Annotated in this window: 12 protein-coding genes; 6 read left to right on the top strand and 6 right to left on the bottom strand. The window is 58.6% G+C overall.

Annotation, left to right across the window (positions count from 1 at the left end; genetic code table 11):
- Positions 1-25 precede the first annotated feature (25 nt).
- Positions 26-895, bottom strand: a complete 870-nt coding sequence (locus VSQ83_RS16325) for a DMT family transporter (protein ID WP_257623075.1) — start codon at positions 893-895, stop codon at positions 26-28.
- A gap of 166 nt (positions 896-1,061) precedes the next feature.
- Between VSQ83_RS16325 and hrpA the strand changes: the two genes are divergently transcribed.
- From hrpA to VSQ83_RS16305, 4 genes are all read left to right on the top strand, one after another.
- Positions 1,062-4,973, top strand: coding sequence for an ATP-dependent RNA helicase HrpA (hrpA, locus tag VSQ83_RS16320; RefSeq protein WP_133078979.1), 3,912 nt, complete (start codon positions 1,062-1,064; stop codon positions 4,971-4,973).
- 159 nt (positions 4,974-5,132) lie between these two features.
- Entirely contained in the window at positions 5,133-6,254 is a 1,122-nt protein-coding gene (locus VSQ83_RS16315; protein WP_133078980.1) for a beta-ketoacyl-ACP synthase III, read from the top strand.
- Between the two features lie 30 nt (positions 6,255-6,284).
- Positions 6,285-6,896: an RNA polymerase sigma factor gene (locus tag VSQ83_RS16310; protein ID WP_133078981.1), complete on the top strand. Its 612-nt coding sequence runs from the start codon at positions 6,285-6,287 to the stop codon at positions 6,894-6,896.
- Positions 6,890-7,117, top strand: coding sequence for an anti-sigma factor family protein (locus VSQ83_RS16305; RefSeq protein ID WP_133078982.1), 228 nt, complete (start codon positions 6,890-6,892; stop codon positions 7,115-7,117). Before VSQ83_RS16310 ends, VSQ83_RS16305 begins: the two co-directional genes overlap by 7 nt.
- A 121-nt stretch (positions 7,118-7,238) precedes the next feature.
- Here the strand turns inward: VSQ83_RS16305 and VSQ83_RS16300 are convergent, their stop codons facing one another.
- Positions 7,239-8,531 (bottom strand): putative porin, encoded by a 1,293-nt coding sequence (locus tag VSQ83_RS16300; protein ID WP_219262936.1) that lies wholly within the window; start codon positions 8,529-8,531, stop codon positions 7,239-7,241.
- A gap of 323 nt (positions 8,532-8,854) precedes the next feature.
- Between VSQ83_RS16300 and VSQ83_RS16295 the strand changes: the two genes are divergently transcribed.
- Positions 8,855-9,979 (top strand): GNAT family N-acetyltransferase, encoded by a 1,125-nt coding sequence (locus VSQ83_RS16295; protein WP_326427205.1) that lies wholly within the window; start codon positions 8,855-8,857, stop codon positions 9,977-9,979.
- 18 nt (positions 9,980-9,997) lie between these two features.
- Here VSQ83_RS16295 and aqpZ read toward each other — a convergent pair whose 3' ends face one another.
- The 4 genes from aqpZ to VSQ83_RS16275 form a co-directional block, all read right to left on the bottom strand.
- Positions 9,998-10,699: an aquaporin Z gene (aqpZ, locus tag VSQ83_RS16290; protein WP_133078984.1), complete on the bottom strand. Its 702-nt coding sequence runs from the start codon at positions 10,697-10,699 to the stop codon at positions 9,998-10,000.
- Positions 10,700-10,899: 200 nt separating this feature from the next.
- On the bottom strand, positions 10,900-12,732 hold the full coding sequence (locus tag VSQ83_RS16285) for an ABC transporter ATP-binding protein (RefSeq protein ID WP_133078985.1): 1,833 nt from the start codon (positions 12,730-12,732) through the stop codon (positions 10,900-10,902).
- A gap of 129 nt (positions 12,733-12,861) precedes the next feature.
- Entirely contained in the window at positions 12,862-13,425 is a 564-nt protein-coding gene (locus VSQ83_RS16280; protein ID WP_019828735.1) for a peptidylprolyl isomerase A, read from the bottom strand.
- 162 nt (positions 13,426-13,587) lie between these two features.
- Positions 13,588-14,511, bottom strand: coding sequence for a LysR family transcriptional regulator (locus tag VSQ83_RS16275; protein ID WP_133078986.1), 924 nt, complete (start codon positions 14,509-14,511; stop codon positions 13,588-13,590).
- A 155-nt stretch (positions 14,512-14,666) separates the two neighbouring features.
- Between VSQ83_RS16275 and VSQ83_RS16270 the strand changes: the two genes are divergently transcribed.
- Positions 14,667-15,266, top strand: coding sequence for an FMN-dependent NADH-azoreductase (locus tag VSQ83_RS16270; RefSeq protein ID WP_133078987.1), 600 nt, complete (start codon positions 14,667-14,669; stop codon positions 15,264-15,266).
- The last annotated feature ends 159 nt before the right edge of the window (positions 15,267-15,425 follow it).

Raw genomic sequence — 15,425 nt, 5'->3', positions numbered from 1 at the left:
AGCCGCTGCGGCAGCGGCTACAGATTCAGGTTTTGGCCAACGCTCCGGGCTTGAGCACCAGCCACAGCGCCACGGCGATCAGCAGCCCGCCATACAGGTGCGCCATTGACAGCGGCTCACCCAGAAACAGCGCGCCCCACAGCACGCCAAACGGCGGGATCATGAACGTTACGGTCATGGATTTGACCGGTCCAATGCTTGTCAGTAAGCGGAAGTACAGGATGTAGGCAAATGCTGTGCACACCAGCCCCAGTCCCAGCAACGATAACCACACACTCATTCCACCCCAGCTCACGGGTGGCTGATTAATCACACTCAGGCCAAACAGGGGCAACAGGAACAGGGTTGCCCCAAGCATGCTGCCCAGGGCCGAAAGCCGTGGGTCAAGACCGCCTTGCTGGTCCAGCCAGCGGCGGGCCAGAAAGCCGGCAAAGCCATAAAAGGTGGTGGCCAGCAGGCAGGCGAGGGCGCCCATCAGCAAGTCCAGATTGAAAGCAACCGGCCCGGCCCGGGTCAAGATCCCTACTCCGAGTAATCCCAGAAACACCCCGGCCATTTTGGTCAGGGTCAGTTTTTCGCTGAAAAACAGACCGCCAATCAACACGCCCATCAACGGGGTGGTGGCGTTGAAAATGGATGAGTAACCGGCAGGCAATACCTGGGCCGCCACCGAATACAGTGTGGCCGGAACGCCGGAGTTGATGACCCCCAGAATCAAAATGACCTTGAGCTTGCCGCCGAAATCCCAGCGCACGCGCATCAGCGCCAAGATCACCACCAGGCCCGTAGCGGCGATGGATACCCGAAAGAATGCAGTAGGAATGGTCCCAAGCACTGGTGCGATGATCCGCATAAATAGAAAGCTGGCCCCCCAAATGCCTGCTAACGACAGCATGCGCACCAAATCGACAAGTCTCACGGGATTTTCCTTAAAAGGTTTAAGCCGCGCAGTGTAGGTGATGCTACGGACAAGACAACGCGCTAATTCCTACAGATTCGTGCATGAGCGCCTAAATCTGCGACAATCCGCCCCCTGCATTTACGAAGATTTTGCGCACCTGATGACTGACGAATCGCCTGCTATCGACCAACTGTTGAAAAACCTTGATCAAGCCATGATCGCCGATCGCCACAAGCTGCGTCGGCAACTGCATGAGCTGCGCAAAAAGCCTGACGAGGCCAAGCTGGCCGTCTGGGCCGAGCGGGTCCAGGCATCCTGTGCGCAGGTGACAGCACGGGCGGCCAGTGTGCCGTTGATTCGCTATGACGAAAATCTGCCGATTGCCGCCAAACGCGATGAGATCAAGGCGGCGCTGCTCAAGCATCAGGTGTTGATTCTGGCGGGTGAGACCGGCTCGGGCAAAACCACCCAGTTGCCGAAAATCTGCCTTGAAATCGGCCGTGGACAACACGGTCTGATCGGCCACACTCAGCCGCGCCGGATCGCTGCGCGCAGCGTTGCCAGCCGGGTAGCCGAAGAGCTGGGCACGCCACTGGGCGCATTGGTCGGCTATCAGGTGCGGTTTGAAGATCAGAGCGATTCCAATACCCTGGTCAAGTTGATGACCGATGGCATCCTGCTGGCCGAAACCCAGCACGACCGCTATCTCGAGCGCTATGACACGATCATCGTCGATGAAGCTCACGAACGCAGTCTGAACATCGATTTCCTGCTGGGTTATCTGAAGATTCTGCTGCCGCGCCGTCCGGACCTGAAAGTCATCATCACGTCGGCGACCATCGATCTGGAGCGCTTCTCCAAGCACTTCAATGACGCGCCAATTGTCGAGGTGTCGGGCCGTACCTTCCCGGTCGAGACCTGGTATCGCCCGTTGACCTCCGAGCAGGACGAAGAGGGCAACAATGTCGAAGAAGACCTGAGTGTCGATCAGGCCATCATTGCCACGCTGGACGAAATTGCGGCCTTTGAGCGCAGTGAGCGCAAAAGCCCCGGCGACGTGCTGGTGTTTTTGCCCGGTGAACGCGAAATTCGGGATGCCGCCGACATGTTGCGCAAGGCGCAGCTCAAGCACACTGAAATTTTGCCGTTGTACGCGCGGCTGTCGCCTGCCGAACAGCAGCGGATTTTCCAGTCGCACCCGGGCCGTCGTGTGGTTCTGGCGACCAACGTGGCGGAGACTTCGCTCACGGTTCCGGGCATTCGCTATGTGATCGACAGTGGTACGGCCCGTATCAGTCGTTACAGCTACCGGGCCAAGGTACAGCGCCTGCCGATCGAGGCGATTTCCCAGGCCAGCGCCAACCAGCGCAAGGGGCGTTGCGGCCGGGTCGAACCGGGTATCTGTGTGCGGCTGTATGCCGAAGAAGACTTTAACGGCCGCCCGGAGTTTACCGATCCCGAGATTTTGCGTACCAACCTTGCGGCAGTAATCCTGCAGATGCTGCACCTGCGTCTGGGCGAAATTACCGCATTTCCGTTTATTGAGCCGCCGGATGGCAAGGCGATCACCGACGGTTTCAACCTGCTGCAAGAGTTGTCGGCGGTTAACCGCGAGAATCAGCTCACCCCGCTGGGGCGCCAGTTGGCACGTTTGCCGGTGGACCCGCGCATGGGCCGTATGTTGCTCGAAGCCGCCAAGCTCGGCAGCTTGCAGGAAGTATTGATTGTCGCCAGTGCGATGTCGGTGCAAGACCCGCGTGAGCGACCGCCGGAGCGTCAACAAGCGGCGGATCAGGCCCACGCTCAATGGAAAGATGTCGACTCTGACTTCGCCGGTCTGATCAACGTATGGCGCGGCTTTGAAGAGCAGCGCCAGGCGTTGACGGCCAGCCCGTTGCGTAACTGGTGCCGCAAAAACTTCCTCAACTACCTGCGGTTGCGCGAGTGGCGTGATTCCCATCGGCAATTGAGCCTGATCTGTCGCGATATGCAGCTCACGGTCAATCAAGAGCCCGCCGACTACCCGAAATTGCACAAGGCGGTGCTGTCCGGTTTGCTGAGCCAGATCGGTCAAAAAACCGAAGACGGCGATTACCTGGGCGCGCGTCAGCGCCGGTTCTGGATTCATCCCTCGTCGGGTCTGGGCAAAAAGCGCCCGCAGTGGTTGATGACCGCCGAACTGGTAGAGACCACCAAGCTGTATGCGCGCATGGTGGCCAAGATCGAGCCGGACTGGATCGAACCGCTGGCCGGGCATTTGATCAAAAAGAACTATTTCGAGCCCCATTGGGAGAAGAAGCGCGGGCAAGTGGTGGCTTACGAGCAAATCACCTTGTTCGGCCTGATCGTGGTCGGTCGCCGTGCCGTGCACTACGGGCCGATTGACCCGGTACTGTCCCGTGAGTTGTTTATCCGTGAAGGGCTGGTGCGTGGCGAGATTCAGTCCCGTGCCAAGTGCCTGACCGCCAATGCGCAGTTGCTGGAGCAGCTCGACGAGCTGGAAGCCAAGGCCCGGCGCCGGGACATCCTGGCCGACGAAGAAACCCTGTATGCGTTCTATGACGCCCGCCTGCCCGCCGAGATTCATCAGACCGCGACCTTTGACAGCTGGTACCGGGTCAACAGCCAGAAAGACCCGCAGCTGTTGATCATGCGCGAAGAAGACGTGCTGGCCCGTGAAGCCACCGAAATCACCGCCCGGCATTACCCGGACACGCTGCACTTGGGTGATCTGACCCTTGAGCTGAGTTATCACTTTGAACCCAACCACCCCCGTGATGGTGTGACGGTCAAGGTGCCTGCGCCGTTGCTGCCGGTATTGCCGCCTGAGCGGCTGGAATGGCTGGTGCCCGGCATGATCGAAGCCAAGTGCATCGCTCTGGTGCGCAGTTTGCCCAAGGCGTTGCGCAAAAACTTTGTACCGGTGCCTGACTTCATCAAGGCGGCATTGGAGCGCATGGAGTTTGCCCAAGGTTCACTGCCACAGACCCTGGGCCGCGAACTGCTGCGCATGACCGGTGCACGGGTAAGTGAAGAGGCGTGGGCAGAGGCCGCGCAGCAGGTCGAAAATCATCTGAAGATGAACATCGAGGTGGTCGACGCTGATGGTAAGTTCCTGGGTGAGGGACGTGATCTGGCCGAGTTGACGGCGCGTTTCGCCCAGGCCAGCCAGGCGGCACTGGCCGTACCGCAAACGGCGAAAAATCAGCAGCCGGTGGAGGCCAAGGTGTTCGCCCCGGTTGCCGAGAAGACCCAGCAAAAGATCGCGGGCCTGTCGATGACGGTTTACCCGGCGTTGGTGGAAGAGGGCAATACGGTCAAGGAGGGGCGTTTCTCGACTCCGGCCGAGGCTGAATACCAGCATCGCCGAGCCTTGCAGCGCTTGTTGATGCAACAACTGGCGGAGCCCGCGAAGTTCTTGCGCGGCAAGCTGCCGGGGCTGACCGAACTGGGCTTGTTGTACCGTGAGCTTGGCCGGGTCGAAAGTCTGGTCGAAGACATTCTGCTGGCAAGCCTCGACAGCTGCATCCTTGAAGGCGAAGCGGTATTGCCTCGTGATGGTGCCGGGCTGGCCTCACTGGCCGAGCGCAAGCGCGGAGCCTGGACCGAGCATGCCGAAAAGCTGGCCAGGCTGACGCTGGATATTCTCAAGCTCTGGCACGGTCTGCAAAAACGCTTCAAAGGTAAGATCGATCTGGCCCAGGCGGTTGCCCTGAATGACATCAAGCAGCAGTTGAGTCATCTGGTGTATCCAGGTTTTGTCCGCGAAACCCCGGCCATATGGCTCAAGGAGCTGCCGCGTTACCTCAAGGCGATAGAAATGCGTCTTGAGAAACTGCCGGGGCAGGTTCAAAAAGACCGGGTCTGGAGCGGTGAGCTGAGCGGGCTTTGGGCGCAGTATCAAGCGCGTGCCACCAAGCACGCCCAGGAAGGCAAGCGCGACCCGCAGCTTGAGTTGTACCGCTGGTGGCTGGAGGAATACCGCGTGTCGTTGTTCGGCCAGCAACTGGGTACCAAGGTGCCGATTTCGGACAAGCGCCTGGGCAAGCAATGGAGTGCGGTGGACGCTTGAACCCCTGTGACCTGTGGGAGCGGGCTGGCTCTCGATGCAATCGCGAGCCAGCCCGCTCCCACGGGACATTGACCGTAACATCCGCAAATAACGCCAAATGCTGGCATTTATGGCAAACTTCGCGGCTATCGACAGCTGAATACATATAGAGGAACGACCGTGCATAACGTCGTCATTAGCGGCACCGGCCTGTATACCCCGGCCAACAGCATCTCCAACGAAGAGCTGGTGCAGTCTTTCAATACCTATGTGCAACAGTTCAACGCGGACAACGCCGAGGCTATCGAGGCCGGTGATGTCCAGCCTCTGGCCGAATCGAGCGCTGCATTTATCGAAAAGGCATCGGGCATCAAAAGCCGCTTTGTGATGGACAAGGACGGCATTCTTGACCCGCAACGCATGCGCCCGCACTTGCCGGCCCGTAGCAACGACGAAATGTCGGTGCTCTGCGAAATGGCCGTTGGCGCCGCCAAACAGGCGCTGGAACGAGCGGGCAAAACAGCTGCCGATATCGACGGCGTGATTGTGGCGTGCTCCAACCTGCAACGCCCGTATCCTGCGATTGCCATCGAGGTGCAACACGCGCTGGGCATTCAGGGTTTTGGTTTTGACATGAACGTGGCCTGTTCTTCGGCGACCTTCGGCATTCAGACCGCCAGCAACAGCGTCCAGTTGGGGCAGGCCCGCGCAGTGCTGCTGATCAGCCCTGAAGTGTGCACCGGCCACTTGAACTTCCGTGACCGTGACAGCCACTTTATCTTTGGTGATGCGGCGACGGCGGTGGTTGTCGAGCGTGCAGACCTGGCAACGTCCGAGTATCAGTTCGATATCGTCAGCACCAAATTGCTGACCACGTTCTCGAACAATATCCGCAACAACTTCGGCTTCCTTAACCGTGCTTCTGACGAGCCTGCTGACAGCCCGGACAAACTGTTCGTACAAGAAGGCCGCAAGGTGTTCCGTGACGTATGCCCGATGGTGGCTGAGCTGATCGGTCAGCATCTGCAAGAGAACCAGCTGGACGTTGAGCAGGTGAAGCGCTTCTGGCTGCACCAGGCCAACCTGAGCATGAACCACTTGATCGTGCGCAAATTGTTGGGGCGCGAAGCTTCCATCGAAGAAGCTCCGGTCATTCTCGATACCTACGCCAACACCAGTTCGGCCGGTTCGGTCATTGCCTTCCATACGTATCAGGACGATCTGCCAAGCGGTGCATTGGCGGTACTGAGTTCGTTCGGTGCCGGTTATTCGATTGGCAGTGTGATTTTGCGTAAACGTTAATCGCGCAGTGCTCGATCAGACGAGGTATCCATGACCGCTGCTGATGACTCAGAACTGCTCAAACGGCTGTTGAGTGGTGAGCAGCGGGCTTTTCGCGATCTGGTTAGCACCTATCAAAGCGCGATGCGTGCCGTGGCCTATGCGATCGTCGGCAATCGACATGCCGACGAGGTGGTACAAGACGCATGGCTGTCCGTAGTGCGCAATCTGTCCGGGTTTGAGGGCCGTTCCAGCCTGAAAACCTGGCTATTGACCATCACGGCCAATTCCGCAAAAAACCGCTACAAGCAAAATCGCCGTGAAGTGCTGCTCGACGATTTGCCTTCGCCTCACGGCACCATAGACGATGACCGGTTCAGCAGTGATGGCCACTGGTTGCTGGCCCCGTTTGCCTGGCACCAGGACACCCCCGAAGCCTTGCTCACGGAAGACGAGTTGCGCGAATGCCTTGAGCAAACCCTTCTCGGCCTGCCGCAGCTGCAGAGCAGTGTGCTGGTGTTGCGCGAGCGTCAGGGACTTGAACTTGAAGAGATCTGTAATATTCTCGAACTGTCGCTCTCTAATGTGCGGGTGCTGGTGCATCGAGCCCGACTAAAAGTCTTTGCGACTGTGGAACACTTCGAGGAAACCGGCGAATGTTGAGCTGCAAACAGCAAGTAGCGCGCTCAAGCGACTATCTGGATGGCCAGCTGAGCGTTCGTGAGCGGTTGCTGGTGCGCCATCATCTGATGTTTTGTCCTAACTGCCGACGTTTCATCAAGCAAATGCGTTTGATGAGCGCCACGTTGAAAAGACTTCCCGAACCGTTGCCCCCGGACCTTGAGCAAACGGTTGAGCGAATGATGCGCGAGCAATCGCGCTAAAGAAGAAGCATGGGCGAGGGTGTCGTCGGAGGATGTGATGGGGGGCCGACGCCAGCCTCGCTCTGCTGTTCTGACACAAAACGCCGAACGGGTTCGGGGTTTTGTTGATGACGGGACGCTTTTAGAACTTGGCTTCCAGGTCCAGTTGCAAGGTGTTGGCCTTGGCATCTTTCTGGGTGGACGTTACGTAGTCAGCCTTGGTCAGGAAGTACGTCAGGCCAACACCAAAGTTCTTGTCGATTTCGTAACCCACTTTGAACTTGTGACCGCGTGAACCGGTAGTACCGTTGGCAAAGTCGGAGTCGGTGAAGGCGCCGACCACGGCGTTACGCTGAATGTCGCGGTAGTTGTAGTCCAGGCTGAAGGCATTGAGCTTGCTTTTGAAACCCACCAGCCAGGCGTCGTCCTGATCGCTGTCGGTGGCGGCGTTGTGTACGTACTGGCCGTAAAGGGACAGAGGCAGCGGCAGGTTGGCGATATCGACCTGGCCGAAGCCTTCGTACAGGCGGAACTCGCTGGTGCTGTTGCCGTTAACGGCCAGGGCGCAAGGGGTTGTCTTGGTCCCGGTGGTAGGGCAGGCACTGTCCTTGTCATTGTCGTAGCTGTAAACGCTACCGCCCAAGGTCACTTTCAGGCTGTCCGTGGGGGCGAATTTTGCACCCAGCTGACCTGCGTACAGACGCAAGTCATGACGGAATTGCACGCCGTCGCCGTCGACGTTGTCCTTGAGGGTGTAGTAACCGGCGCTACCGAACATCTCGACGCCGCTGTTCCCCAGGTTGTGCTTGTAAGTGGCAGCCAGGCCTTCGGGGTTGATATCGCTATCCCAAATCACATCACCCATGCTGACCCAGGGCTGAGCCATCTTGCCGGCGATCAGGTGCAGGTCCTTGACGGCAGTCGGGTGATAGTCGATGAACGCCATGTCCAGCCACAACTGCTTCTTGTCGAAGTAGTTATCCAGATCCTGGTTGGTGGAGCGCGCATCGTCGCCGCCGCCAGTGGCGATACGAATACCGGTGTTCACTTGCGGGTTGATTTCGGTGTAGGCACCCAGACGGGCACGAATGCGCTGACGGTCCTTGTTCTTGCCATCGGACTCGCCATCAATCTTGATGTTTTCGTGACGAACCCGGACATCCCCCTTGAGTTCGGTTTTAGCTGCCCAGGCGACTTTTTGTTCGAAGGCGGTGAGGTCGGATTTTTTGACCTGATTGGCCGCAGCTTCTTGCTTGGCTTGATTCTCACTGGCGAGTTCAGTTTGCAGCTCGGAGTACTGAGCTGGCGAAATGGAACCGTTGGCTTTCAGCATTTCGAGCAGTCTGGCATCGACTGCTGCGCTGGCCGGAACGCTCATGGCCAGTACCAGGCCACCACACAGTCCAGCCGCAACCCGTGTAGAAACAAGACGCATTGTGAATCTCCCAGTGCAGAGGTGGCCTTGGCCACCTCAAGAAAAATCGGCCCTATACGGGCTCACGTTAACGAGGCTTGGGTGTGTCATGAGCGTGTTGGCAAACAGGTCACTCATAACCTCGTGATCTAAGAAGCGGCGCCAGTATCGCGGCTGGATATGACAGAAAAGTGGCAGTCTGATAGCAAGTCAGTGACACTCGCGGCGGTCGCCAAACCTGCAGGAGCCGAGCTTGCCCGCGCAGGCATCACTGCGTGACATCAGCGCCCACCTCGGTTGCGGTGCTACCATCGCGGCTCACATGTCGCGCCCGGGGATTCTCAATGCCGTTACAACGACTGGACAGCCTGTCCGCCATCACCGCTCAGGAATGGGATGGGCTGGTGCCGGTGGAGCAGCCGTTCTTGCGGCACGCCTTTCTCAGCACGCTTGAAGACAGCGGCTGCCTGGGTCCGCATTCCGGCTGGCAGCCCGAGCACTTGCTGCACTACGAAAACGGGCAGTTGCAAGCAGCGTTACCCAGCTACCGCAAGTGGCACTCCTACGGCGAATATGTGTTCGATCACGAATGGGCGCAGGCCTGCGAGCGGGCGGGCATCGAGTACTACCCCAAGCTGTTGACGGCCATACCGTTCAGCCCGGTCAGTGGTCCTCGATTGTTGGCCGCCAGTGCCGAGGACGGGATGGAGTTGCTGGCGGCTTTGCCCGGTTATCTTGAGATTGAGGGTCTCTCGAATGCCCATATCAATTTCACCGATACGCTGGCCGATACGGCCCTGGCGCAACAGCCCGGCTGGATGCAGCGGCTCGGTTGCCAGTTTCATTGGCAGAACCGCGAGTACCGCGATTTTCAGGACTTTCTTGATGCCCTGAGCTCCCGCAAGCGCAAGCAGATGCGCAAAGAGCGCGAGCAAGTGGCCGCTCAAGGGTTTGAGTTCGAATGGCTGGAGGGTCAACAGGTCAGCGAGGCGCAATGGGATTTTGTCTACGCCTGTTACGCCAATACCTACGCAGTACGGCGACAAACACCTTACCTGACGCGGGCGTTTTTCAGTCTGCTGGCCGAGCGTATGCCCGAATCCATTCGCGTTGTGCTGGCCAGGCAGGGCTCGACCCCGGTAGCGATGGCGTTCAGCCTGATCGGTGGTGACAGTTTGTATGGTCGTTACTGGGGGTGCCTGGCCGAGTTTGATCGCCTGCATTTCGAGACATGTTTCTACCAGGGTATGGATTACGCCATTGCTCAGGGTATCAAGCGTTTTGATGCCGGTGCCCAAGGCGAGCACAAGCTGATCCGCGGCTTTGAGCCGGTGATCACTCACTCATGGCATTACCTGCGTCATCAGGGGCTGAAATCGGCTGTCAGTGACTTTCTGCAGCGTGAGCGGGCAGGGGTGCTGGCGTATGCAGAAGAGGCGAGGTCGGCGCTGCCCTACCGGCAGGCCTGAACCTCGCCGCCTCGATGCTCAGCTGTCCTGTTTGCCCAGCCATCGATAGGTCAGTGCGCCAATCGCTGCGCCCACCAGTGGCGCCAGCCAGAACATCCACAGTTGTTGAAGCGCCCAGCCGCCCACGATCAAGGCCGGGCCTGTGCTGCGTGCCGGGTTGACCGAGGTGTTGGTGACCGGGATCGAGATCAGGTGGATCAGCGTCAGCGCCAAACCTATGGCGATCGGAGCGAAGCCTGCAGGGACTCGCGTGTCAGTGGCACCCATGATGATGAGGATGAACATGGCCGTCATCACCACTTCGCATACCAGTCCCGAGATCATCGAGTAGCCACCGGGAGAATGGTCGCCATAGCCATTGGCTGCCAGCCCGCTTGCAGCCAGATCAAACCCGGGTTTGCCGCTGGCAATGAAGTACAGCAGTGCGGCGGCGATGATGCCTCCCAGAACCTGGGCCACGATGTAAGCGGGTAGCTCTTTTGCAGGGAATCGGCCACCCACCCACAGCCCGAAGGACACGGCGGGGTTCAGATGACAGCCTGAAATATGCCCGATAGCGAATGCCATGGTCAGTACGGTAAGGCCAAAAGCCAGTGCGACCCCTAGCAGCCCGATACCCACGTTGGGGAAGGCTGCAGCGAGTACTGCGCTGCCACAGCCGCCAAGAACCAACCAGAAAGTGCCTACCAACTCAGTTGCCGAACGTTTGAGCAAGGTCATTTGAAGGTCCCGGATAGATAAATCTATCGAGCAATTGAAGCTGCGTCGCGTCCTGCGGTTAACTACAGAACTCTCCCGAATCCTGGTTTAAGTACAGCACTCGCCCGGGTTTTTTCCAGTGCCATAAAAAACGCCAGAGCCCTTTGAAACCGGGCGCTGGCGTGGTGTTTCACGGGCTTTACAGTTGCGTGTTTACGGTCTCAGTCTATGCCTACAAAACCACCCGTTTGATGTTGCCAAAGCCGTGAGTACAGACCTCCCCGTGCGAGCAGTTCACTGTGGGTTCCGGTTTGTGCGATATGGCCGTTTTCCAGCACCACCAGACGGTCCATGCGGGCGATGGTTGAAAGGCGGTGGGCGATGGCAATGACGGTTTTGCCCTGCATCAGGGTTTCGAGGCTTTCCTGGATCGCGGACTCGACTTCGGAGTCCAGTGCCGAGGTGGCTTCGTCCATGATCAGGATCGGTGCGTTCTTGAGCAGTACCCGTGCAATGGCAATCCGCTGGCGTTGACCGCCGGACAGCTTGACGCCGCGCTCGCCCACGTGGGCGTCAAAACCGGTGCGGCCCTGAGCGTCGGACAGAAGCGGGATAAACTCATCGGCCCGGGCTTTTCGCACGGCTGCCCACAGTTCTTCGTCGGTAGCGTCAGGTTTGCCGTACAGCAAGTTGTCACGAATCGAGCGGTGCAACAGCGAAGTGTCCTGGGTAATCATGCCGATCTGTTCGCGCAGGCTTTCCTGGGTTACTTCGGCGATGTTCTGATCGTCGATAAGGATGCGACCGCCTTGCAGGTCGTACAGGCGCAGCAAGAGGTTGACCAGGGTCGACTTGCCCGCGCCGGAAGGTCCGATCAGGCCGATTTTTTCGCCGGGTTTTATCACCAGGTTGAGGTCGCTGATAATGCCGCTGCGTTTGCCGTAATGGAAGTCGACGTGCTCAAAGCGCACTTCACCGCGACTGACAGTAAGGCGTGGTGCCTGTTCACGGTCAGTGACGGCAATGGGTTGTGCAATGGTTTGCAGACCGTCCTGCACCATGCCGATGTTTTCAAAAATACCGTTGACCACCCACATGATCCAGCCGGACATGTTGACGATGCGGATCACCAGGCCGGTGGCCAGGGCGATGGCACCGACGCTGATCAGCGACTGGCTCCACAGCCACAGCGCCAGGCCGCTTGTGCTGACGATCAACAAGCCGTTCATGGTGGTGATCGTGACGTCCATGCTGGTGACCACGCGGCTGGCCAGCCGGGTTTTTTCGGTTTGCTCGATAATGGCCTCGCGAGCGTACTGTTGCTCGAAATTGGTATGGGCAAACAGCTTCAGGGTGGTGATGTTGGTGTAGCCGTCGACGATACGCCCCATCAGTTTTGAGCGCGCATCGGAGGACACCACGGAGCGCTCTTTGACCCGGGGGACGAAGTAGTACAGGGCACCGATGTAGCAGGCGATCCAGATCAGCAGCGGAATCATCAGGCGCCAGTCGGCTTCGGCAAACAATACCAGTGAGCTGATGGCGTAGATCAGCACGTGCCACAGGGCGTCGACCGCCTGAACGGCCGAGTCACGCAGCGAGTTGCCGGTTTGCATGATGCGCTGGGCAATGCGGCCGGCAAAGTCGTTCTGGAAGAAGTTGAGGCTTTGCTTGAGCACATAGCTGTGATTTTGCCAGCGGATCATGCTGGTCATGCTCGGGCTCAGGGTCTGGTGCACCAGCAGGTCATGCAGGCCGAAGAACACCGGGCGGATGATCAGGGCCACCACGGCCATCCAGATCAGTTCGCTGCTATGGACCTTGAAGAATTCGGTATTGGGCGTGCCCTGGGTCAGATCGATCAGCGTGCTCAGGTAGCTGAACAGCGAGACTTCGATCAGTGCCGCTATCAGCCCGATCACCAGCAAGGCGACAAACATGGGCCAGACCTGGCGCAGGTAGTAGAGATAAAACGCCCAGACAGTGCTGGGAGGGGCTGCGGTAGGGGCTTCGCGGAAGATATCGATCAGTTGTTCGAAGCGGCGATAAAGCATGGGCACTGACGCCCGCAGCGCGGGCTCTCCTTTAGTTGACGTTACCCATCCCGTAGCAGCTAACGCAGCCTCGTTCCTTCGGCAGCTGCTACGGGGCACAGGTCAAAGCTCCCTGCTGTGTGCAGCCTGTCAGTCGATACGCTTGGCCGACTTGATCAGCACCGGGTCGATCGGCACATTCTGCATGCCTTGTTTGGTGGTGGTTTGCGAGTTGACGATCTGGTCAACCACATCCATGCCATTCACGACCTTGGCAAATACGGCGTACCCGGCGTCACGGCCCGGATCCAGGAACGCGTTGTCTGCCACGTTGATGAAGAACTGGCTGGTGGCAGAGTTCGGGTTGGAGGTGCGAGCCATCGACAGGGTGCCGCGCACGTTATGCAGGCCGTTGCTGGCTTCGTTCTTGATCGGGTCGCGGGTCGGCTTTTGCGCCATCTGCGAGGTGAAACCTCCGCCCTGCACCATAAAGCCCGGGATCACACGGTGAAAAATGGTGTTGTTGTAGAAGCCGCTGTCCACATACTTGAGAAAGTTGTCAGTGCTGATCGGAGCCTTGACCGGATCCAGTTCGATTTCGATCTTGCCGAAGCTGGTATCCAGAACGACATGAGGTGCCTTGGATGTATCGGCAGCCATCAGGTTGGCAGCAAACAGCATGGCGCCAGCGGCAAGTGCAATTTTTTTAAGCATGGTTCAGTGATCCTGGAAAGTGGGGTGACTGTTCAATGCCACGCAGGCAGTGGCGCCCTGTGGTTTGAACCAATGCCCGTGCTACATCCGGTAATGGCAGATGTTCACGGGCGGCGGGTGTTGGACAGGATATTCTCGAATCGGGTTCCTGCCCACTGATCTTCACGCTTGCTGCGGTGCTGCAAACGGCGCATCCAGCGGGGCCGTGTCAAAAGTTTGCAGCAGTTCAACCAGGATTTGTGTGGCAGGGCCCAGAGGCTTGTCCTTGTTGGCGTACAGGAAAAATACCGGGTGACGCTTGCCGCCCTGATTGAGCGGCAACGGTTTGAGCACACCTTCCTTGAGTTCGCGCTCGATCATGTGCCGCGGCAACCAGGCAAAGCCCAGCCCGCTGCCCACGAAGGCGGCCGCCGTGGCCAGGCTGCCGACGGTCCAGCGCTGTTCGGAGCCGAGCCAGCCCACGTCACGGGGCTGTTGGCGCCCGGAGTCACGAATCACGACTTGCAGCTGGCTTTCCAGATCCTGGAAATGCAGTTCCCGTTGCAGGCGATGCAGGGGGTGGTCGGGGTGAGCCACGGCAACAAATTCCACGGTGCTCAACTCGGTGCCCAGGTAACCGGGAATATTGAAGCTGCTGATGGCCAGGTCAGCCACGCCTTCGAGCAGGACTTCTTCGACGCCGGACAGCACCTCTTCGCGCAGGCGCACGCGGCAACCACGGCTTTGCGGCATGAAGGCGGTCAGGGCACGCACCAGCCGTGCATTGGGGTAGGCCGCGTCGACCACCAGGCGGACCTCGGCTTCCCAGCCTTGCTCCATGTGATGGGCGAGGTCTTCGAGCTGGCTGGCCTGCTTGACCAGTTGCCGGGAGCGGCGCAGCAGCACGCCGCCCGCCTCGGTGAGCACCGCCTTGCGTCCGTCGATCCGCAGCAGCGGCACGCCGAGTTGATCCTGCATGCGTGCCACGGTGTAGCTGACAGACGACTGCGAGCGATGGAGGACTTCGGCGGCTTGAGCAAAGCCGCCGTGATCGACCACCGCTTGCAGGGTGCGCCATTGATCAAGGGTCACGCGGGGCGCTTTCACGATGATTACCTCTGAATGGGAGTGCTGACAGGATACCGCTAAATAAACAGGTTTATAGATAGGTTGTAGCAAATAAATGCGCTTTTTAATCGAACCAATGCTCTCTATTCTCTGCGCCATCGCCTTACCGTATTTACAGATGGAGCTTATCCGCCATGTCCAACGTTCTGATCATTGAAAGCAGCGCACGCCAGCAGGACTCATTCTCCCGACAGTTGACCCGGCAGTTCGTCAGCCAGTGGCAAGCGGCACATCCAGCTGATCAAGTGACCGTTCGTGACCTGGCCCTGAACCCGGTGCCGCATCTTGATGCCAACCTGTTGGGTGGCTGGATGAAGCCCGAAGCACAACGCAGCGCTGACGAGCATGTTTCCCTGCAGCGCTCCAATGAGCTCACCGATGAGCTGCTGGCAGCGGATGTACTGGTGCTCGCGGCCCCGATGTACAACTTTGCGATTCCGAGCACTCTCAAGGCCTGGCTTGACCACGTATTGCGGGCTGGCGTGACGTTCAAGTACACCGAAACCGGTCCGCAAGGACTGCTGGTCGGCAAGAAAGCATACGTTTTGACTGCGCGCGGCGGGCTATACGCGGGTAGCACCTCGGACCATCAGGAACCCTATTTGCGTCAGGTCATGGCCTTTATCGGAATTCACGATGTGACCTTTATCCATGCCGAAGGCATGAACCTGGGCGGTGACTTCCAGGAAAAAGGTTTAAACCAGGCCAAGGCCAGGCTGTCTGCAATCTCATAGGCTGTTAATCGACAGATAATCGCTGAATGGCTTAATCGCTTCATTGCTCCTTCAAGCATGCGGTTCGCGCATCGAACCTCCCTTTGCACTTTTTTGAGTGCTCGTACCCGATCAGCCATAGCGCCGGATCGGGTTTTTTTTGTCCGGGTTTTGCAGGGT

Origin of the sequence: Pseudomonas sp. DSV-1 (assembly GCF_035830915.1) — a bacterium.
Lineage (GTDB): Bacteria > Pseudomonadota > Gammaproteobacteria > Pseudomonadales > Pseudomonadaceae > Aquipseudomonas.
The sequence above is the reverse complement of the archived record's forward strand: the minus strand, read 5'-3'. Positions and strand labels throughout refer to the sequence as shown.

Coding starts and splice junctions, on each gene's coding strand:
- VSQ83_RS16325 (WP_257623075.1), bottom strand. CDS start 895: ATGCTGTCGTTAGCAGGCATTTGGGGGGCCAGCTTTCTATTTATGCGG.
- hrpA (WP_133078979.1), top strand. CDS start 1,062: ATGACTGACGAATCGCCTGCTATCGACCAACTGTTGAAAAACCTTGAT.
- VSQ83_RS16310 (WP_133078981.1), top strand. CDS start 6,285: ATGACCGCTGCTGATGACTCAGAACTGCTCAAACGGCTGTTGAGTGGT.
- VSQ83_RS16305 (WP_133078982.1), top strand. CDS start 6,890: ATGTTGAGCTGCAAACAGCAAGTAGCGCGCTCAAGCGACTATCTGGAT.
- VSQ83_RS16300 (WP_219262936.1), bottom strand. CDS start 8,531: ATGCGTCTTGTTTCTACACGGGTTGCGGCTGGACTGTGTGGTGGCCTG.
- VSQ83_RS16295 (WP_326427205.1), top strand. CDS start 8,855: ATGCCGTTACAACGACTGGACAGCCTGTCCGCCATCACCGCTCAGGAA.
- aqpZ (WP_133078984.1), bottom strand. CDS start 10,699: ATGACCTTGCTCAAACGTTCGGCAACTGAGTTGGTAGGCACTTTCTGG.
- VSQ83_RS16285 (WP_133078985.1), bottom strand. CDS start 12,732: ATGCTTTATCGCCGCTTCGAACAACTGATCGATATCTTCCGCGAAGCC.
- VSQ83_RS16280 (WP_019828735.1), bottom strand. CDS start 13,425: ATGCTTAAAAAAATTGCACTTGCCGCTGGCGCCATGCTGTTTGCTGCC.
- VSQ83_RS16270 (WP_133078987.1), top strand. CDS start 14,667: ATGTCCAACGTTCTGATCATTGAAAGCAGCGCACGCCAGCAGGACTCA.